The sequence below is a fragment of the Bifidobacterium catenulatum PV20-2 genome, assembly GCF_000800455.1.
GTDB classification, from domain to species: Bacteria; Actinomycetota; Actinomycetes; order Actinomycetales; family Bifidobacteriaceae; genus Bifidobacterium; species Bifidobacterium kashiwanohense_A.
In genome coordinates this window covers 1,727,491-1,747,980 of record NZ_CP007456.1, presented here as the reverse complement: position 1 = coordinate 1,747,980, position 20,490 = coordinate 1,727,491, and the positions used below count along the sequence as shown (strand labels likewise).

Below are 20,490 nucleotides of genomic sequence, written 5' to 3'. Positions count from 1 at the left end.
ACTATGATTTTGAAATTTTTAAAAATGAATGTACTATTTCAATCACGACGTCACTGAAGGTGCTGCTGAAGACGGCGGGATGTTCTGTGATGAAGAGATGGAAATCGCAGTGATTTTCAAATGTTGGGCAGATCAAAGGAGAAGTCCTGACGATTTGAAATCGCAGTGAAAACCATTTGAAAAAGAAGGGTGTATGTGTATGAAAAACACATGCAAGTATGAAAAAGTAAGGAAAGGGCGATGAATACTTCAACTAAGAAGAGCAAGGGATTAGGCGAATACATGCCGCTTGCCTTCGCGGCAGGCATCGGATCGATGCTGGGGTCCGGCATTATCGTCGGACTGTCGGCAACCATTGTGGTCTGGCAGGAGGGCCTTGGCCTTGATACCACGCAGGTTGGCCTACTTTCCGGTATTCTGACCTTCGCCATTGCATTCGGCTCGCTGTTCGGCGGGCGTTTAGCCGACAAAATCGGTCGCGTGCTGTTCTTCAACTGGATCAACCTGTTCTACGCCATCGGTGCTGCCATCTGCGTGTTCGCTCCTAACTTCACCATGCTGCTTATCGGCCTGATCATCGCGGGTCTTGCGTCCGGCGCCGATTTGCCGGTCTCCATGACCATCGTCTCCCATGACGCTCCGGACGACGCTACCGCAGCACAGCTCGTCTCCACCACGCAGGTCTTCTGGCAGGTGGGCGTGTTCATCTCCTTCATCTGTGCGTTCCTCGTCTCCGCCATGCCGGGTGCGACCGGTGGCCGTGTGGTGTTCGCCATTCTCGCGGTGTTCGCAGTCATCGCATGGCTGTGGCGTCTGCTTTCGCCGACCTTCCGCCGTTTCCACGAAGCCGCCGACGCCCGTGACGCGGCTCGTCCGGCCGCTGCCGCAGGCGGCAAGGTATCGGTGACCAAGGTGCTGTTCGGTGCCGACAAGAAGGTCTTGCTCACCTACTGCCTCGCCATTGTCATCTTCTACGTCGGTTGGAACCTGCTAGCCAACACATGGGGGCAATTCCAAACCTACATGTTCTCCAAAGCCGGCGCCACCCAGTCCCTGGCCACTGGTCTGGGCATCATTCTCAACTTTGTGACCCTTGTGATCAACATCGTGTTCGCATCCATTGCAGGTGGCAAGTATCGCAACAAGGCGTTCTTCGCAGGCATCATCATCTCCCTGATCGCCATGGCCGCCATGGCCATGGGTGGCACGAACCTGTGGGTCATCGTAGGTGCGACCGCGTTTATGAACCTCGGCTCTCCGCTGGCAGGCGAGGCGTTGTACAAGGTGTGGACTCAGGAATCCTTCCCGATCGAGATCCGTGCATCCGTGCAGGGCTTCATCAACGGTTTCTCCCGCCTGTGCTGCGGCCTGTTCGCACTCATCACCCCGGCTCTGGTGCTTCCGGAAACCATCCAGACCACCATGTGGTGCTTCTTCGGCATCGTGGTGATTGAAGGCGTCGCCGGTACCATCATGATTCGTGCCCAGAAGAAGTACGGCACCGATGAAGAGCGTCAGGCGCGCAAGATTGCAGCCTGATTAGTACAACAACAATCACATAAAAACTTAATATCGCCAATCGCAATTTCAACTATCCAATAACTTGAGATTATCAACCAAAGTCCCAGCCATCGTCGCCGTTCATCTCTCTCCTTGCAACGTGGCTCGGACTTTGGTTTCCTCACCATCACACACAAGTGATTCGTTATCTTTTTGCAGACAAAGGAGTCATCATGGCCATTACTGATTCGCAGATTGTGCCCAGTACGCTGGATTCGGATCTCGACATCATCAGCTTCACCGTGGAACACTACCCGGGAGACGCGCTTGGCATCAACACGGCAACCCCACGCATGACATGGGTCTGCTCCGGCATGCTGCCCGTCGATGCGCAGATTCTGCTCAAAGTCACCCGACGTGTTCCCGGTGGGCAGAGCGTGGAAGAACGTACCTACCTGCCCACCGACACGTCCGTGCTTATCCCATGGCAATTTGCGCCGCTCGCCTCACGTGAAGAGGTATTCGCCACCATGCAGGCGGTTTCGGCAAGCCATAAGCCATTGGGCAAACCGAGCGCAACTCTGCATTTCGAAGTCGGACTCTTGGAAGAACATGAGCATGTCGCCGATTTCGTCGGACCATCGTGGAACGAATCCGAAACCGACCATCGTCACCTGCCATTGGTGCGCACCGAAGTTGAACTGAAGGAACGACCCAAGCGCGCACGCCTGTATCTGAGCGCACTCGGCCTTGTGGAAGCCGAAATCAACGGCGTCAAAGTAGGCAATGACGCGCTTGTGCCAGGCTGGACCAACTACGACCAGCGCGTGGAATGCCTCACCTACGATGTGACCGACGAACTGCAGTCCGGTGCCAACGCATTGGGATTCTGGCTTGGAGACGGATGGTACCGCGGCCGACTCGGCTTTGACGGTGGCTACGTCAACTTCTACGGCGATCGCATCGCCGTGTTTGCACAACTTGAAGTCGAATACGCCGACGGCAGCATGCAGAACATCTATTCCAACGCATGGGACCGCCAGTGGAAGTCTTCGCTCGGACCGATTGTCTGCTCGGATCTATGCGAAGGCGAACGATATGATGCTCGACTGGAACAGCCGGGATGGTCGCAGCCGGGATTTGACGATAGCTCATGGCAGCCGGTTGCGGAAGTGATGTATGACCCGGCACGCATCGAAAACCCTGCAACATCGCCGGTTCGAGCCCATGAGTCGCATGAGCCAGTCAGCATCGAACGCGTTGGAACCATGGAAGATGGCCGTGGCATATGGCTGGTTGACTTTGGTCAGAACTGTTCGCAGCGCATTCGCCTGCGCATGCGTGATCTGAAAGCGGGGCAAAGCGTAACATTGAGGCATGTGGAAGTGATGGAACCGGACGGTTCCATCGCCACACGAACCTTGCGCCGAGGCCAGCAGTGTGATGTATATACTTCCAATGGCACCGATGTGTGGTGGGAGCCGCGATTCGCAATGCATGGCTTCCGATACGTGCAAATCGAAGGATTTGTGAGCGAATTGACCGTTGCAGACATGGACTGTCACGTCTACCATTCCGTAATGGAACGCACCGGCGAATTGACCACCTCGAACCCGCTGCTCAATCGTTTGCATGAGAATGCTGTATGGTCGATGCGTTCCAACTTCGTGTCTATTCCGACCGACTGCCCGCAACGAGACGAACGCATGGGGTGGACGGGAGATATCTGCCTGTTCGCATCCACCGCAGCCTACTTGTATGACGTGTACGGGTTCCTGAAAAGCTGGCTTAAGGATGTGCGCGCCGACCAGGTCAAGTGGGGAACGGTGCCGTTCTACGTGCCATTCGTGCCATTGGGCGTATGGGCGCATCCGCAAGCTATCTCCACATGGGGTGATTCGGCCGTGGAAGTGCCGTGGACGCTGTATATGGAAAGCGGAGACGTGCAGGTACTCGACGACTCCTACGATTTGATCCGCGATTGGATTGATGAGGTGGCTGGTTACCTTTCGTCTGATGGCGTGTGGGATCGCAAGCCCAACTATTCACTTGGGCAGCTTGGCGATTGGCTTGATCCGACCGCGCCTCCGGAAGATCCAACGCAGGCCATGACCGAAAAAGAACTGGTCGCCACCGCCTTCTATGCGCGCAGCTGCATGCAAGGCACACAAATCGCGCATATTCTTGGCAAAACCGATGATGAGGCGCGGTTCGCGGCCTTGCGTGATCGCGTGGTCGACGGATTCCTGCAGCGTTTCACCAACCTCGACGGCACCATGACATCCGACACCCAGTGCGCCTATGCGCTCGCCATCGCATTCGGACTGCTTGATGGCGAACCGGTACGCCGCGTGAAGGCTGGGAATCGACTCGCTTGTCTCGTGCGTGAATCCGGCGGCAAGGTAAGCACTGGCTTTGCTGGCACGCCATTCGTACTCCCCGCATTGACCATGACCGGCCATAGCGACGAAGCCTATGCATTGCTGACCTCCACCGAATGCCCAAGCTGGTTGTATCAAGTGACCATGGGAGCCACCACCACATGGGAGCGTTGGGATTCCATGCGTGCCGATGGTTCGTTGAACCCCGGCGGCATGACCTCGTTCAACCATTACGCGCTCGGATCGGTGGCCGAATGGATGCACGCGCGCATCGGTGGCCTCGAAGCCGTTGAACCCGGCTGGAAACGATTCCGTATAGCTCCGGCGGTCGGGGGAGAGCTCACCTACGCTGAAACCTCGCACATCACCCCGTATGGCAAGGCGGGAGTGCAGTGGAAGGTCGATGACAATGTGCTTGATCTGACGGTTGTGGTACCTGCCGGGACTACGGCATTCGTGGATATCGTCGATCATGAGCGTGTCGATCTCGCTGCAGGAACGCACCATCTGCAGATGGCGCTGTGATCGAAATAATCACAATGCGCAAATCCTGCCGAAATAAAAACGCTATGGCTTCGGCAGGATCGTAATCATCTGAAAACTAATTTCATAATTGAAAATTTCAACATCATTCTCAACACAAATGGAGATGTAGAAACATGCTTCCAAAGGGGGAATTATGACGGAAAACGCATCAAACGAGCCAAGCGCCGCAATATTGAGCGATATAGCACCTGACAGCGGTCGCAAACTGACGTCCGCCGAAAAATGGCGATTTGGCGTCGGCTTCGTGCTTTTCTCGCTGATTTGGATGGTCGCAGGCACCTCCGGATCAGCCGTGTTATTGCCGCAACAATTCACTGAACTGAACATAGGCGTGCCGGAAGTGATTCTCGGCACCATGAATTCCATAGGCTGCGTATTCGCACTGTTCGCCAACGTGATTTTCGGCGCGCTCAGTGACATTACGCGCTCGCGTTTCGGCAAGCGTACCCCATGGATTGTGGCGGGCGGCTTCATTACTGCTGCAGGCTATGTACTCGCATTCTCTAGTGCGCAATTGGTAGGTATTGTGGCCGGATGGTGCATTGTGCAGGTCGGCGTCAATATGATGATCGCGCCGGCCGTAGCGGTGTTGTCCGACCGTATTCCGGAAAACGTGCGCGGTACGTTCTCCGCATTCTATGGTGGCGCGCAGATCGTCGGATCGTCGGCCGGAACGTTCCTTGGGTCGAAATTCATCGAAAACATGGGCGCCGGATTTACAATCGGTGTGGCACTGTTCGCAGTCACCGGCATTGTGACCGTGCTGATTTGGCCGCGCGAACGTTCTTCGGCTTCTACAACGTCTTTCGGAACTACGGCAAAGCTTGATGTCAAGCGGTTGCTGCGTTCGTTCATTCCGCCTACTAGGAATTGCCGCGATTTCTATCTGGCATTGATGGGCAGACTGTTGCTTATTTTGGGTTGGAACATGATTTCCGGATATCAGCTGTATATTCTGCAGAAATATTGCGGTTTGAGCGTGAAGGATTCCGCGGCGACGATTTCCACCATGTCGGTGATTTCCATGATTGTGCTGATCGTTACGTCTATGGTGTCTGGTCCGTTGTCGGATCGTTTGCAGCGTCGCAAGATTATTGTGGCGGTTGGTTCGGTGATTATTGCGATTGGCGTGGCTATTCCGTGGTTCATGCCGAATGCTTTGGGCATGATGCTATTCGCGGGTATTGGCGGTGCCGGCTATGGCATTTATATTGCTGTCGATCAGGCGTTGAACGTCGATGTGCTGCCGAATCAAGGGGAAGCCGGCAAGGATTTGGGCATTCTGAACCTCGCCAATACCGTTGGCCAGGTGCTTGCCCCTGTGGTTGTTGGCGCGATTGTGCTTGCCACTGGCGGTTATGCGGTTTTGTTCCCGATCGCTGTGGTTGCGGTGCTACTGGGCGCGGTGTTTATCATGCTGATTCGCAAGGTGGAGTAGCTGCAGTTACTGCAGTAGCCGAAGCAACGCGCAGTGTGCCGGCGATTGCGGCACACGTAATCTCGACATTGCGTTCCGTGTTGGCGATCAACGTCGCAAGATCCGCCGGTCCGGGCGCAATGCCGAACGTCGCGACGATGCCGGCTTCGTTGAGTGCTTCGATGGTGTGCAGATCGCGGGTTACCGTTCCTCCGATGGCAATAGTCGGTTTTCCTTGCGATTGCGCCAGTTTCGCAATGCCACTCGGCACTTTGCCGTACGGTGTCTGACTGTCGATGGAACCTTCGCCGGTGATGATGACGTCTGCCCATGCACATGCTTCTCGACCATGCGCAAGATCGAGTACAAGTTCGATGCCCGGCCGCACTGTTGTATTGAACAGGCCGAGCATCCCGCCGCCGGTACCGCCCGCGGCGCCCGATCCGGGAGTGTGCTCGATATCGCGGCCGCTATATTGCGTGATTGCGTGTGCGAGATTCGCAAGTCCTTGATCGAGGAGTTCGATCTGTGCTGCGTTCGCGCCTTTTTGCGGAGCGAACACATGCGCGGCGCCTTCCGGTCCGGTCAAAGGATTGGTGACATCGCAGGCGAGAACAATCGGAACAGCTTTTACGAAATCGGGAACTTCCGAATCGTCAATTCTCGCCAAATCAACAAGAGAACCGCCGCCAAGCGGAATATCATGACCTGCAGTATCAAGAAAACGAAATCCAAGCGCGCGAGCCAATCCCGTGCCACCGTCCGTAGTGGCGCTACCGCCCAAACCAAGCACAATACAATCCGCGCCAGCGTCAATCGCAGCGCGAATCAGCAAGCCGGTGCCGAACGTGGAAGCAGCCAACGCATTGCGGTCGGTGTGGGAGACCCGTTCAAGTCCGCTTGCCGAAGCTAACTCGATCACGGCGGTGTGGAGAATGCAAGAAGCATGATTATTGCCAAGAAAGCCAAACTGAGCGGTAATCGGGCGGCCGATCGCATCAACTGTCTCAACACTGTGCAACGTGCCGGCGGTGGCGTGAACCAAGGCTTGTGTCAATCCTTCGCCACCATCGGAAAGAGGCATGAGCCGGCATTCCGCCTGCGGATTGCCGCGCTTAATGCCGCGAGCCATCGCCTGTGCGATTGCTTCAGCCGAAGCGGCCTCCTTGAACGAGTCCGGTGCCAGCAAAATCCGCATGCATTCCTCCTTTTACGTCTGCATCCATACATTAATGCAGTGCCGGGGCAGAGGCTTAGCGGTAGCCCTCCCACATAGGCAGGGGGAACAGGGCGTCTTCGCATTCCGCCCACATGGCGTTCAGATCCTGGCCGGGCGTGCGCAGCCAACGCAGCTGCACGCCGTCCATCATGGCGAATCCCGCATTAAGCAGCCGACGCGTATCAACGCCTTCGGGCACTCGCCAACGAATGTTGAGTGCCGTATCGGCATTACGTAGCTCGCGTTTGGCGAAATACCCGTGCGCAGGATGGTTCGGGTCGATCGCTTCAGCGCTTAATGTGGAAAACATGTGCACCTGAAGCGGTCTGCGTGCGTTCACAGCCACGATTTTGCGCCACATGTCAGCGATCAGCGGTCGTGGCTCACGCACTATGTCGGTAAGAATGTCTTCCGTTTCGGAATCGTAGACTTCGTCCAGCGCGGCTGTGAGCAGTCCTTCCTTACTGCCGACATAATGCAGTACGCCGGCCTTGGTGAGTCCTACGCGGTCGGCGATTTTCTGTAGGGAAGTGCCGTAATAGCCGAGCATTCCAAACAGTTCGACGGCCGCATTGAGAATCTCTGCTCTTCGGTCGACTTCTTCGTTGGCCATGATGATTCCCTCTCTTGCCTTCCATGAATGGCGATTCATGTGCACTGCAATGCTTATGAATCGTCATTTCTCTCAAGTTGTAGATACTGCAGTTACTTTACGGTCGGTTAACTGATTTTTCAAGGATGATTGGCGTGTTGTGATGTTTGTTTTGATAAAGTACCTACCGACCGGTTAGTAAAGATTTCGGGGTTGAGATTCCACAAGCCGGTTAACCGATACGAACTCAAAAGAACGATGCGAAAGAGGAACGCATGAGCGAAAAAACCTATCCTTCCGTCAATGACCTGACGCTTGAAGAGAAGGCATCCCTGACTTCCGGCGGCGACGCTTGGCATCTGCAGGGCGTTGAAGCCAAGGGCATTCCCGGCTATATGATCACCGACGGACCCCACGGCCTGCGCAAGTCCAACTCGGCCACCACCGGCGAAGTTGATCTGAACAACTCCGTGCCTGCCACCTGCTTTCCGCCGGCCGCGGGCCTGTCCAGCTCGTGGCACCCGGAACTCATCCACCAGGTCGGCGAAGCCATGGCCGAAGAATGCATTCAGGAGAAGGTTGCCGTAATCCTCGGTCCCGGCGTAAACATCAAGCGCAACCCGCTTGGTGGCCGCTGCTTCGAATACTGGTCCGAAGACCCGTATCTGGCGGGCCATGAGGCCATTGGCATTGTCGCAGGCGTGCAGTCCAAGGGCGTGGGCACTTCGCTCAAGCATTTCGCCGCCAACAACCAGGAGACCGACCGTCTGCGCATCAGCGCCAACATCTCCCAGCGTGCGCTGCGCGAAATCTACTTCCCGGCATTCGAACACATCGTCAAGGAAGCCCAGCCGTGGACCATCATGTGCGCATACAACTGCATCAACGGCGTGCATGCCGCCCAGGATCACTGGCTGCTCACCGACGTGCTGCGCGACGAATGGGGCTTCCAGGGCATCGTCATGAGTGACTGGGGTGCCGACCATGACCGCGTGGCCTCCCTCAACGCGGGCCTCAACCTCGAAATGCCGCCAAGCTACACCGACGACCAGATCGTCTATGCCGCACGGGACGGCCGAATCCAGCCGGCACAGCTCGACCGCATGGCACAAGGCATGATCGACTTGGTCAATAAGACTCGCGCAGCCATGAGCGTCGAAAACTATCGTTTCGACATCGAAGCTCACGACGAAGTCGCACATCAGGCCGCCGTCGAATCCATGGTGCTCCTCAAGAACGATGACGCCATTCTGCCAGTTGCTGGCGATGCCAAGGTCACCGTCATCGGCGAATTCGCACGTACCCCGCGCTACCAGGGCGGAGGCTCCTCGCATATCACCCCAACCAAGATGACCAGCTTCCTCGACACTCTCACCGAGCGCGGCGTGGATGCCAAGTTCGCCCCAGGCTTCACCCTCGACCTCGAACCGGCCGATCCGGCACTCGAAGTCGAAGCCGTCGACGCTGCCAAGGGTGCCGACGTGGTGCTCATGTTCCTAGGGCTCCCTGAAGAGGCTGAATCCGAAGGCTTCGACCGTGAGACCCTCGACATGCCGGCCAAGCAGATCGCACTGCTCGAAGCCGTCGCAGCCGAAAACAAGAACGTTGTGGTCGTGCTCTCCAACGGCTCCGTCGTCACCGTGGCACCATGGGCCAAGAACGCCAAGGGCATCCTCGAATCCTGGCTGCTCGGCCAGTCCGGAGGTCCGGCGCTCGCCGACGTGCTGTTCGGCAAGGTGAGCCCGTCCGGCAAGCTTGCGCAGACCATTCCCTTCGACATCAACGACGATCCGAGCACCATCAACTGGCCGGGTGAAGAGGGGCATGTCGATTATGGCGAAGGCGTGTTTGTGGGCTACCGCTACTACGACACCTACAACAAGGCCGTCGACTACCCGTTCGGCTTCGGCTTGAGCTATGCCACGTTCGAAGTGAGCGACGTGAAGGTCGTCAAGACTGGTGCCTGCACCGCGTCCGTCAGCGCAGTGGTCAAGAACATCTCGAACGTTGACGCCGCCGAAACCGTGCAGGTGTACGTGGCTCCTGGCAAAGCCGACGTGGCCCGCCCGAAGCACGAGCTCAAGGGCTTCAAGAAGGTGTTCCTCAAGGCCGGCGAATCCGCCGAAGTCTCCTTCGAGCTCGACGGTCGCGCCTTCGCCTACTGGTCTGAGAAGTTTAACGACTGGCATGTGGAGAGCGGCGAATACGTCATCGAAGTCGGCACGTCCAGCCGTGACATCGCCGGTTCCGCGGTAGTAGAGCTCGATGGCGACGGTAAGGTCCAGCCGCTCACCGAATGGTCCAACTTCATGGAATGGCGCAAGGATCCGCTCGGCTCCAAGGTGCTCGAGAAGCTGCGTGCCGAAGGTGAAGCCGGCCTCATGCCGATCATGCCCGACAATGACATGACCCGTCTGTTCCTCGACTCCATGCCGATCAACAGCATGTCGGTGCTACTGGGTGCCGATGGCAAGCGGATCTTCGAATACATGCTTGCCGAATACGCTGAACTCACCAAGTAGTTTCGCAGGATTCAAGGCTTAAGGCCGAGGAATCTGGTTCGTTGCTCTGAACCGGTACGAACCTGATTCCTCGGTCTTTGCGTTGTTGGAACGTTGCTCTGGGGCTGTTACTTTATGGCGATTTTCAAGGCAAAAGGATACATGCGACACGCTGATTGTTGCATGTGCAACAGTCGTATATGCAACGGTTTACTGTGTATGCTGTGACAGAAGTGACAGACGAACAATACAAGGAACCGACTGGCTCGCGACTCTTCGAAGTCTGGGAAAGCGGCCTGGCAAAGCCCCCCAGCGTGGCCATTCACTCGTTGCACAACGTGGTCAACCGGTATTTGCGCGTCACCCGCCCTGAAGCGGCGGAAGACGTCAGCAACGGCAACGTTGACATCATCGTGTATCTAGCATGGCATGACAACGAGGAAATCTTTCCTCAAGACATCGAGCAACGCTTCGGCGTGACTCGATCTACATCATGCCGGGTGCTGGGGCTGATGGAGCAGAAAGGCCTGATCGCGCGCGAACCGGTGAAACGCGACGCACGACTGAAAAAAATCGTGTTGACGGACAAGTCGAGGCATATCGCCGAAGTCTTGCACGACAATGCGAAAAGCATGGAACGAATCCTGCTGGAAGGTCTTGAAGACGATCAGATCCGCCAATTCATGCACGTGCTTGACGTCATGCAGACGAATCTGGTGAAAACAGGTTTGATCGGAGATGAAAGCCGATACCCAAGTTTGGAAATACGGGAACAAGACGCAAGCAAATCGCAGGTTCCGCAAGAATCGCAGGTTCCGCAAAAAACGTGCGATGACCCTGCTCCGAATAATCGCGATGCTCGTGATGAGTACGTCTCGCACGTACTGCGGATATCGCAGGAAATGGCGATCGCGCGCAATCGCAGGTAGCACACGTCATAAGTAAGTATGAGAAGGAAAGGACAAGTAGTGGCAACGGCAAACGTAACGACGTCCGCAACGCCGAAACCAAAGCAGCATGTCATTCGCACACTAGGCAAATCCCTACGCGAATACAAAAAAGTCAGTCTGCTTTCCCCGGCATTCGTAGCCGTGGAAAGCGTGCTGGAAATACTCATTCCGACCGTCATGGCATCGCTGATTGATGAGGGCATCAGCGGTGGCAGCATGCCGGCGATTTTGAAATTCGGCTTGATTCTGCTGATTTGCTCGGTAGTTTCGCTGACATCCGGATTTTTGGCTGGAAAATTCTCGGCTATCGCAGGTGCCGGATTCGCGAAGAATCTGCGTCACGACCAGTTCGAGAAGGTACAAGGCTACAGCTTCACCAATATCGACCGTTTCTCCACCGGTTCGATCATCACACGACTGACCACCGATGTGACCAACCTGCAGAACGCGTATTCGATGATCATCCGCATGGGCGTGCGCGCTCCGATCATGGTGATTGTGGCGTGGATCTTCTCCTTCCGCATCAGCCCATCCATCTCTTTGGTGTTCCTCGTCTGCATTCCGGTGCTCGCCATCGGCTTGTGTGGCCTGGTGGTGCTGGTGCACCCGGTGTTCGAGCGTGTGTTCCGCACGTACGACAAGCTCAACAACGTGGTCGACGAGAACCTGCAGGGAATCCGCGTGGTCAAGTCCTATAATCGCGAAAGCCACGAAACCGAAAAGTTCAACCGCATTTCGCAGCGCATTTTCAAGGACTTCACCAAAGCCGAACGCATTATGAGCTTCAACAATCCGCTCATGATGCTGTGCGTGTACGTGTCCATGCTGCTCATCGCATGGATGGGCGCCCGGCAGATCGTGGCGTCCGGCAACAATGCGGCCCTGGGCTTGACCACCGGCGATCTGACCGCACTGGTCACCTACGCCATGCAGATCCTCATGGCCATGATGATGCTGTCGATGATCTTCGTGATGTGCATTATTTCGCAGGCTTCCGCCGAACGTATCTGCCAGGTGCTGAACGAGGAAAGCACGGTTACGAATCCGGCTAATCCCGTCAAGGAAGTGAAGAATGGCGAGATTGATTTCGACCATGTCACCTTCCGTTATTCCGCTACTTCCGAAAAGCCGGTGCTTGACGATATTGATTTGAAGATTCGTTCCGGCATGACCATCGGCATCGTCGGCGGCACCGGTTCCGCAAAGTCCAGTCTGGTGCAGCTTGTGCCACGTTTGTATGACGTGACCGAAGGTTCGCTGAAGGTCGGCGGCGTGGATGTGCGTGATTACGATTTGGAAGTATTGCGTGATCAGGTTGCCATGGTGTTGCAAAAGAACGTGCTCTTCTCCGGAACCATTGCCGAAAACCTGCGTTGGGGCAATCCAAACGCCACTGATGAAGAGATTCGCCACGCGTGCCAGCTTGCGCAGGCCGACGGCTTCATTCAGGAATTCCCCGACAAGTACGATACGTACATCGAACAGGGCGGTACCAACGTTTCCGGCGGCCAGCGCCAGCGTCTGTGCATCGCACGTGCGTTGCTGAAAAAGCCGAAAATCCTGATCCTCGACGATTCCACATCCGCGGTCGACACCAAAACCGATCAGCTGATTCGTACCGCATTCCATCATGAGATTCCCGACACCACGAAGATCATCATCGCCCAGCGTGTGGCTTCCGTGCAGGAATCCGACATGATTCTCGTCATGGACCACGGCCGCATCATGGCAGCCGGCACGCATGACGAACTGCTGGAAACCTGCGACGAATACCGTTCCATCTACGAATCGCAAACCAAGAATCAGGCTCAGCCTGAGGAACTGCAGTGAAAGGAGGGTAAAAATGACTGAACAAACTTCCGCATTGAAATCCAAGGAAAACAACAACGTGGCCGGCAAACAGCCGAAGCCACCAATGCAGAAAGCCGCACCAGGCACCACCAAGCGTATTTTCGGCTACATCTTCCAATACAAGTGGCGCGTGGCGCTCGTAGTAGTGTGCATTCTCGTCGGAGCCGCAGCGCAGGCCGGATCATCACTGTTCCTGCAGTCGCTGATCGACACCTACATTCTGCCCATGGTTGGTGCCACCAACCCTGACTGGATGCCGTTGCTGCGTGCGCTGACACTCATGGCATGCTTGTATGCGGCCGGTATTTTCTGCAGCTGGCTATGGCAGTGGATCATCGTCACCGTTGAACAAGGCACCTTGAAGAAGATCCGCGATGACATGTTCGCCCACCAGCAGACCCTGCCGATCCGCTACTTCGACACCAACGAACACGGCGATATCATGAGCCGCTACACTAACGATACCGACACCTTGCGCCAGGCCATCAGCCAATCGTTCCCGCAAATGTTCTCATCCGCGGTAGCCGCGCTTGCGGCGCTCGTGTCGATGCTATGGCTGTCAGTGCCCGTCACCATTTTTGTGCTCGCATTCACCGTGATCCTGTTCATAGTGGTACGCAAGGTCGTTTCCCGTTCCGGACGTTACTTCGTCAAGCAGCAGATCGCCATCGGCGATGTGAACGCATTCGTAGAAGAAGCGGTCAACGGCCAGAAGGTCATCAAGGTCTTCAATCATGAGAACGCCACCCAAACCATCTTCGACAAGAAGAACGAAGAACTCTTCGAAGCTTCCGCCGAAGCGAACACGTGGGGCAACGTGACCATGCCGATCGTCGGCAACATGGGCTACCTGCTCTACATTCTGCTCGCCATCTTCGGCGGAGCCGCAGCGATTAGCGGACTTGGCAACTTCGGCCTGTCCGGAGTTGGCCCGCTCACCTTAGGTACGCTGATTTCGCTATTGACGCTGTCCCGCTCCTTCGTCAACCCGCTCGGTCAGGTGTCCATGCAGTTCAACATGGTGATGATGGCGCTCGCCGGCGCATCCCGTATCTTCGCGCTCATGGACGAACAGCCGGAAGATGACGACGGTTCCGTGACCTTGGTGAATGTGGAACTCGGCGAAGACGGCCGCACCATGACCGAAGTCGACCATGAAACCGGTCACTGGGCGTGGAAGCGCGAGGAGGGCGACGACGGCACCCGTTCGCTCAAGGCCGCGCAATCCTTGAGCCCGCGTGCTGCAGAAGTAGCGATGAAGGCCCGTGAAACCGCTATCACTTCGCCGGATGGACGCCTCACCCTGCTGCAGGGCGATGTGCGCTTCACCGACGTGACCTTCGGTTACAATCCCGACAAGCCGGTGCTGCATGACATCACCTGGTTCGCCAAGCCCGGACAGAAGATCGCATTAGTCGGTGCCACGGGTGCCGGCAAGACCACGGTGACCAACCTGATCAACCGTTTCTACGACATTCAGGACGGCATGATTCTGTACGACGGCATTTCCGTCAAGGGCATCCGCAAGCCGGATCTGCGTCGTTCGCTGGGTGTGGTGCTACAGGACGTGAACCTGTTCACCGGCACGGTGATGGATAACATCCGTTACGGTCGACTCGATGCCACCGACGAGGAATGCATTGCCGCTGCGGAGCTTACGAACGCCGACGGCTTCATCCGCATGCTGCCCAACGGCTACCAGACCGTGCTCGAAGGTGATGGTTCTGGTCTGTCTCAGGGCCAGCGTCAGCTGATCTCCATCGCTCGTGCAGCCGTGGCCGATCCGCCGGCCATGATTCTCGACGAGGCCACTTCGTCCATCGACACCCGTACCGAGGAAGTGGTGCAGGCCGGCATGGACAACCTCATGAAGGGTCGTACCGTGTTTGTGATCGCACACCGCCTGTCCACCGTGCGCAATTCCGATGTGATCATGGTGCTCGACCATGGCCGTATCATCGAACGTGGCTCGCATGACGAGCTCATCGCGCAGAAGGGCGAATATTATCAGCTCTACACAGGTGCCGTAGAACTCGAATAATCAATAATCTCCTGAATCGGAGCGATGCGAACACACGCTAGCGTTCTACACTAGCCGCGCTTCGATCCCTGTCGGCTGATACCGCCCTTATGTCCGGTGGCCTTGAACGGCATGGATCCTCTAGTAAATCCCTTGCTTTGAAATTGCGATTTTGAAGTAAGGGATTTCTTATTGCCTTTGGCATGCATGGTATTCGGCTGCGGCCAGCCCGCCTTCCGTGAAGGCTGTTCCGTCATGCGTTCATGAGACTGCTGCATGAACGACGATTATAATTGGCGTGCGTAGTCGTTGCGCAAATCTCGCTTGGTTTGTCGTTGTGTCAATAATAGGTTATCCTTTCATGAGGTAAACGATTTACTAAATTGGAGAGCGAGACATGGCGACGATTAAAGAAATTGCGCAGCGTACTGGGTTTTCTCAGGCTACGGTGTCTCGACTTCTGAATGGGGATCCCACTCTTTCCGTGCGTGAGGAGACGCGTCGTAAGATCATTCAGGCGAGCGAAGATCTCGGCTACAGCATGCAGACCAAACGCATCGTCATTCCTCACAAGGTCGCATTGCTTGATAATGAGAAGTCTGAAGAAGCGTTTCGTGACTCCTATTACACTGATTTGCGTTCAGCGCTCGAACGCAATGCGGAGCAACAACGCATGGAAATGACGGTGTTCCGCAACCTCGATGACATGATTGCTTGCAGTTCCAAGTTCGACGGTTTCATGGCGATCGGCGCTGACCGAATTAGTGAAAAGGACTTGGATCGGTTGCATGAAGCCATGCCGTATGGCGTGTTCATTGATGTGAATCCGTCGCCGAATCTGTTCGATTCCGTGCAGCCTGATTTGCAGCAGACCATGCATGATGCGGTTGCGGCGTGCGCTGCCAAGGGCATGAAGCGTGTCGGGTTTATTGGCGGTAAGGGCTGTCTGATGAACTTCTATGAGGTCGATGAGGAGAACCGCGCTACGTATTTCCGCCGTGAAACGAGACGTTTCGGCATTCAGTCCGACGGGCTCGTGTATTCCGACGGACTGTTCACGGTGAGCAACGGACGTGCTTTGGGGGAGCGGTTCGTGCGCGACCATAACGGTGTGCTGCCGGATGCCGTGATCGTCGCCGCCGATGTGATTGCGGTGGGAGTGCTGCAGGCGTTCAATGCGGTCGGCGTGCTGGTGCCGCGCGACATCAGCGTGATCAGTATCAACAATCAGACGATTTCGCAGTTGACCTCACCGCCGTTGAGCACCTTCTCCATCGATCAGAATGAGCTTGCGCGTGTGGCGACCTTGGCGTTGGGCGACGCCATTTCCGGCAAGCGCACGATTCGCCAGCATGCGTATCTGTCGACGTCATTGGTGGCGCGCGACAGTTTCGTTCCGGCGAAATAGTGATGCTTAAGACGTTATTCGTCTAGTGATTCTTTTTACTTTCATGTAGTAATTCTTCTGCTTTTTTTATAGCAGGTTTTCTATATTGAAAATACATATTGAAAATGCCGATACTGATGGACTGTCAGTATCGCATCTTGTTGTGTGTGATCTGTATATAAGACCTACTTAAGAATCGTCCATAATCATGAAAAAACAAGCGAAATAGTTCGCGCCGCATGCTATAGTGACAACCGAAATGCGAGCGATGATCCGTTATCAGCGGGGAGCTTCCGGAAGAACGGTCGTGTCAGCGACTTATTAGACCCGGCGGGAAGGCCCGAACAGCCGAACATACGAGCGGTCGTGCGCGTAACAAAAGCATGGCAAACGAGGTGGTACCGCGGTGGCAGCGTCCAGCAGACGCTATAGTCATCGTCCTCGTAGGAGACAGATAATAAGAACCTACGAGGAGATACGGTGAGCGAAAACAACGTGTATCCGAAGGCGGCGGCCGGCGAACAGAGCGCCAATGTCGCGCCGAATCCCAGCTTCCCGAAGCTGGAGGAATCCGTCCTTGAATATTGGGAACAGGACGACACTTTCCAGAAGTCCATTGAACGCCGTCCTTCCGGCGATCACAGCCAGAACGAATTTGTGTTCTTCGACGGTCCGCCGTTCGCCAACGGTCTGCCGCATTACGGCCACCTGCTGACCGGTTACGCCAAGGATGTGATTCCGCGTTACCAGACCATGAAGGGCCACAAGGTCAACCGCGTGTTCGGTTGGGATACGCACGGTCTGCCGGCCGAGCTTGAAGCCCAGAAGGAATTGGGTATCGATTCGGTCGATCAGGTTAAGGAAATGGGCATCGACAAGTTCAATGATGCCTGCCGTGCCTCCGTGCTCAAGTACACCAACGAGTGGAAGGACTACGTGCACCGTCAGGCACGTTGGGTCGATTTCGAGCATGGCTACAAGACGCTGAACATTCCATACATGGAATCCGTGATGTGGGCGTTTAAGCAGCTGTACGACAAGGGCCTCGCATATCAGGGCTACCGCGTGCTGCCGTACTGTCCGAAGGATCAGACGCCGCTTTCCGCGCATGAGCTGCGCATGGATGCCGACGTATATCAGGATCGTCAGGACACCACCGTGTCCGTGGCCGTGAAGCTGCGCGATGAGGAAGACGCCTACGCGGTGTTCTGGACCACTACGCCGTGGACCGTTCCCACCAACTTCGCCATTGTGGTCGGTGCAGACATCGACTATGTGGAAGTGCGTCCGACTGAAGGCAAGTTCGCTGGCAAGAAGTTCTATCTGGGCAAGCCGCTGCTCGGTTCCTACGCCAAGGAACTCGGCGAGAACTATGAGATCGTGCGCGAACTCAAGGGTGCTGAAATGGAAGGCTGGCGCTACTACCCGGTGTTCCCGTACTTCGCAGGCGACGAGAACGCCGTCGAAGGCAAGGTTCCTGGTCCGGAAGGCTATCAGATCTTCACCGCCGACTATGTCGATACTGTTGAAGGTACCGGCCTCGTGCATCAGGCTCCGTACGGCGAGGACGATATGAATACGCTTAACGCTAAGGGCATCAAGAGCGTTGACGTGCTCGACGCGGGCTGCAAGTTCACCGCGCTGTGCCCGGACTACGAGGGCATGTACGTGTTCGATGCGAACAAGCCGATTCTGCGTAACCTGCGTGCCGGCGACGGCCCGCTGGAGCGTATTCCGGAAGACCAGCGCGCGATTCTCTTCCAGGAGAAGAGTTACGTGCACTCTTACCCGCACTGCTGGCGTTGCGCCACCCCGCTCATCTACAAGCCGGTGAGCTCGTGGTTCGTGTCCGTCACCAAAATCAAGGACCGTCTGCTCGAACTGAACCAGGAGATTAACTGGATTCCGGGCAATGTGAAGGACGGCCAGTTCGGCAAGTGGCTTGCTAATGCCCGCGACTGGTCGATCTCGCGCAACCGTTTCTGGGGTTCGCCGATTCCGGTGTGGGTGTCTGACGATCCGAAGTATCCGCGCGTTGACGTGTACGGTTCGCTGGACGAGCTGAAGGCCGACTTCGGCGACTATCCGCGCGATAAGGACGGCAATGTCAACATGCACCGCCCGTACATCGACGAATTGACCCGCGTCAACCCGGACGATCCGACCGGCAAGAGCCACATGCACCGCATCACCGACGTGATGGACTGCTGGTTCGAATCCGGTTCCATGAGCTTCGCCCAGTACCATTACCCGTTTGAGAACAAGGAAACGTTCGAACAGCATTTCCCTTGCGATTACATCGTGGAATACATCGGTCAGACCCGTGGCTGGTTCTACGTGCTGCACATCATGGCGACCGCACTGTTCGACAAGCCGGCATTCAAGAACGTGATTTGCCACGGCATCGTTCTTGGCTCCGACGGCCAGAAGATGTCGAAGCATCTGCGCAACTATCCGGACGTGAACGGCGTGTTCAACGATTTCGGTTCCGACGCCATGCGTTGGTTCCTCATGAGCTCGCCGATTCTGCGCGGCGGTAATCTGATCGTGACCGCCGATGGCATTCGTGACACCGTTCGCCAGGTCATGCTGCCGGTGTGGAGCTCGTACTACTTCTTCACCCTGTATGCGAACGCTGCCAATAATGGTGCCGGTTTCGATGCTCGTGCGCTGCGTGCCGATGAGGTTGCCGCACTGCCGGAAATGGACCGTTATCTGCTGGCGCGTACCCGCCGACTGATCGAGAAGACGCAGCATTCGCTGGATGACTTCCTGATTTCTGACGCATGCGAAGCCGTGTCCGATTTCATCGACATGCTCACCAACTGGTACATCCGTAACAATCGTGACCGTTTCTGGAACGAGGATGCGAACGCGTTCAACACGCTGTACACCGTGCTTGAAGCATTCATGCGCGTGATCGCACCGCTTGCTCCGATGGAGGCGGAAGCCGTGTGGCGTGGTCTGACCGGTGGCGAATCCGTGCATCTGGCCGACTGGCCGTTCCTTGCCGACGAGCAGACTGGCGAAGCGAGCGAACTGGGCCGTGTGCTTGTTGACGATCCGGCTCTGGTTGATGCGATGGAGAAGGTGCGCGAGGTCGTGTCCGGCACTCTGTCTATGCGTAAGACAAAGCAGATTCGCGTGCGCCAGCCGCTGTCCAAGCTGACCGTGGTGGTGGAGAACACTGTCGCCGTGGCCGCATATGACGAGATTCTGAAGTCCGAACTGAACGTGAAGAACGTTGAACTGTGCACGCTTGAAGATGCCGAAACCCAAGGCTTGAAGATCATCAACGAGCTGCGCGTGAACGCTCGCGTGGCAGGCAAGCGTCTTCGCAAGGACGTGCAGTTCGCCATCAAGGCTTCCAAGTCGGGTGCATGGCATGTGAATGCCGAAGGCGCTCCGGTGTGCGAGACGCCGAATGGCGAGATCGTGCTTGAGGAAGGCGAATACGAGCTGATCAACAGCGTGGAGGAGAAGAACGCCGAAGAGGCCGCCAACTCTGTAAGTGCTGCACTGCCGACCGGTGGCTTCGTGATCCTCGACACCGAGCTGAACGACGATCTGATCGCAGAAGGCTATGCCCGCGACATGATCCGCGCCGTGCAGGACGCCCGCAAGGCCGCCGATCTGCAGATCTCCGACCGTATCGCACTGAAGCTCGTTGTGCCCGCCGAAGACGTGGCCAAGGTCGAACAGTTCAAGGAGCTCGTCTCTTCCGAAACGCTCGCCACCTCTTTCGAAGTGACGGCCGGCGATGAGCTGAACGTTGAGGTTGCCAAGGCCTGAGTGGGCTGATTAGTGGCTTGGCTGATGGCTGACAGCTGACTAATGCCGGTTAGCCGGTGAACGGTCGCCAACATAACAGGTCCCGAATCCGATGGATTATTCCAGAAGGTTCGGGACCTTTTTAATAGTCTTTTGGTGTTTTTCTACCGGTATCTTTGGTTGTATTCTGGTGGAGCTGAACAATCGACCATGAAATGTTCAAACATGAAGCTACAGTGAATCCGTGGCTTTGAGCCTTGCAGACTTGATCTGTATCCGTAAGCATGTGATTTATGTCGGCGCGCACTTTACATATGTGATCGCATTGCGCGCGCGACACACATGTGGAAACAGA

The 20,490-nt window shown here is 56.1% G+C and carries 12 protein-coding genes; 9 read left to right on the top strand and 3 right to left on the bottom strand.

Going from position 1 to position 20,490, the window contains the following annotated elements:
* Positions 1 to 240: 240 nt before the first annotated feature.
* From AH68_RS07645 to AH68_RS07635, 3 genes are all read left to right on the top strand, one after another.
* Entirely contained in the window at positions 241 to 1,539 is a 1,299-nt protein-coding gene (locus tag AH68_RS07645; RefSeq protein ID WP_039199080.1) for an MFS transporter, read from the top strand.
* 194 nt (positions 1,540 to 1,733) lie between these two features.
* Positions 1,734 to 4,406, top strand: a complete 2,673-nt coding sequence (locus AH68_RS07640) for an alpha-L-rhamnosidase (RefSeq protein WP_039199078.1) — start codon at positions 1,734 to 1,736, stop codon at positions 4,404 to 4,406.
* Between the two features lie 154 nt (positions 4,407 to 4,560).
* On the top strand, positions 4,561 to 5,865 hold the full coding sequence (locus AH68_RS07635; RefSeq protein ID WP_039199076.1) for an MFS transporter: 1,305 nt from the start codon (positions 4,561 to 4,563) through the stop codon (positions 5,863 to 5,865).
* On the opposite strand, the gene AH68_RS07630 is transcribed toward AH68_RS07635, so the two are convergent.
* Both AH68_RS07630 and AH68_RS07625 read right to left on the bottom strand, forming a co-directional pair.
* The gene (locus tag AH68_RS07630; protein ID WP_039199075.1) at positions 5,840 to 7,042 is read right to left on the bottom strand and encodes a glycerate kinase family protein; all 1,203 of its coding nucleotides are present in this window, start codon (positions 7,040 to 7,042) and stop codon (positions 5,840 to 5,842) included. The two genes, AH68_RS07635 and AH68_RS07630, sit on opposite strands and share 26 nt — an antisense overlap.
* 55 nt (positions 7,043 to 7,097) lie before the next feature.
* Entirely contained in the window at positions 7,098 to 7,676 is a 579-nt protein-coding gene (locus tag AH68_RS07625) for a TetR/AcrR family transcriptional regulator (RefSeq protein WP_039199072.1), read from the bottom strand.
* Between the two features lie 254 nt (positions 7,677 to 7,930).
* Between AH68_RS07625 and AH68_RS07620 the strand changes: the two genes are divergently transcribed.
* The 4 genes from AH68_RS07620 (at position 7,931) to AH68_RS07605 (ending at position 14,998) form a co-directional block, all read left to right on the top strand.
* Positions 7,931 to 10,177 (top strand): exo-alpha-(1->6)-L-arabinopyranosidase, encoded by a 2,247-nt coding sequence (locus tag AH68_RS07620; RefSeq protein ID WP_039199070.1) that lies wholly within the window; start codon positions 7,931 to 7,933, stop codon positions 10,175 to 10,177.
* 203 nt (positions 10,178 to 10,380) lie between these two features.
* Positions 10,381 to 11,085 (top strand): MarR family winged helix-turn-helix transcriptional regulator, encoded by a 705-nt coding sequence (locus AH68_RS07615; RefSeq protein ID WP_236682382.1) that lies wholly within the window; start codon positions 10,381 to 10,383, stop codon positions 11,083 to 11,085.
* 39 nt (positions 11,086 to 11,124) lie between these two features.
* Entirely contained in the window at positions 11,125 to 12,936 is a 1,812-nt protein-coding gene (locus AH68_RS07610) for an ABC transporter ATP-binding protein (protein ID WP_039199067.1), read from the top strand.
* A 13-nt stretch (positions 12,937 to 12,949) separates the two neighbouring features.
* On the top strand, positions 12,950 to 14,998 hold the full coding sequence (locus AH68_RS07605; RefSeq protein WP_052189190.1) for an ABC transporter ATP-binding protein: 2,049 nt from the start codon (positions 12,950 to 12,952) through the stop codon (positions 14,996 to 14,998).
* A gap of 50 nt (positions 14,999 to 15,048) precedes the next feature.
* On the opposite strand, the gene AH68_RS07600 is transcribed toward AH68_RS07605, so the two are convergent.
* Entirely contained in the window at positions 15,049 to 15,255 is a 207-nt protein-coding gene (locus AH68_RS07600) for a hypothetical protein (RefSeq protein WP_081995908.1), read from the bottom strand.
* A 119-nt stretch (positions 15,256 to 15,374) separates the two neighbouring features.
* Between AH68_RS07600 and AH68_RS07595 the strand changes: the two genes are divergently transcribed.
* Complete coding sequence (locus tag AH68_RS07595; protein WP_039199064.1) at positions 15,375 to 16,385, top strand: LacI family DNA-binding transcriptional regulator; 1,011 nt, start codon at positions 15,375 to 15,377, stop codon at positions 16,383 to 16,385.
* A gap of 459 nt (positions 16,386 to 16,844) precedes the next feature.
* Positions 16,845 to 20,156 (top strand): mupirocin-resistant isoleucine--tRNA ligase, encoded by a 3,312-nt coding sequence (gene ileS, locus AH68_RS07590; protein ID WP_039199061.1) that lies wholly within the window; start codon positions 16,845 to 16,847, stop codon positions 20,154 to 20,156.
* The last annotated feature ends 334 nt before the right edge of the window (positions 20,157 to 20,490 follow it).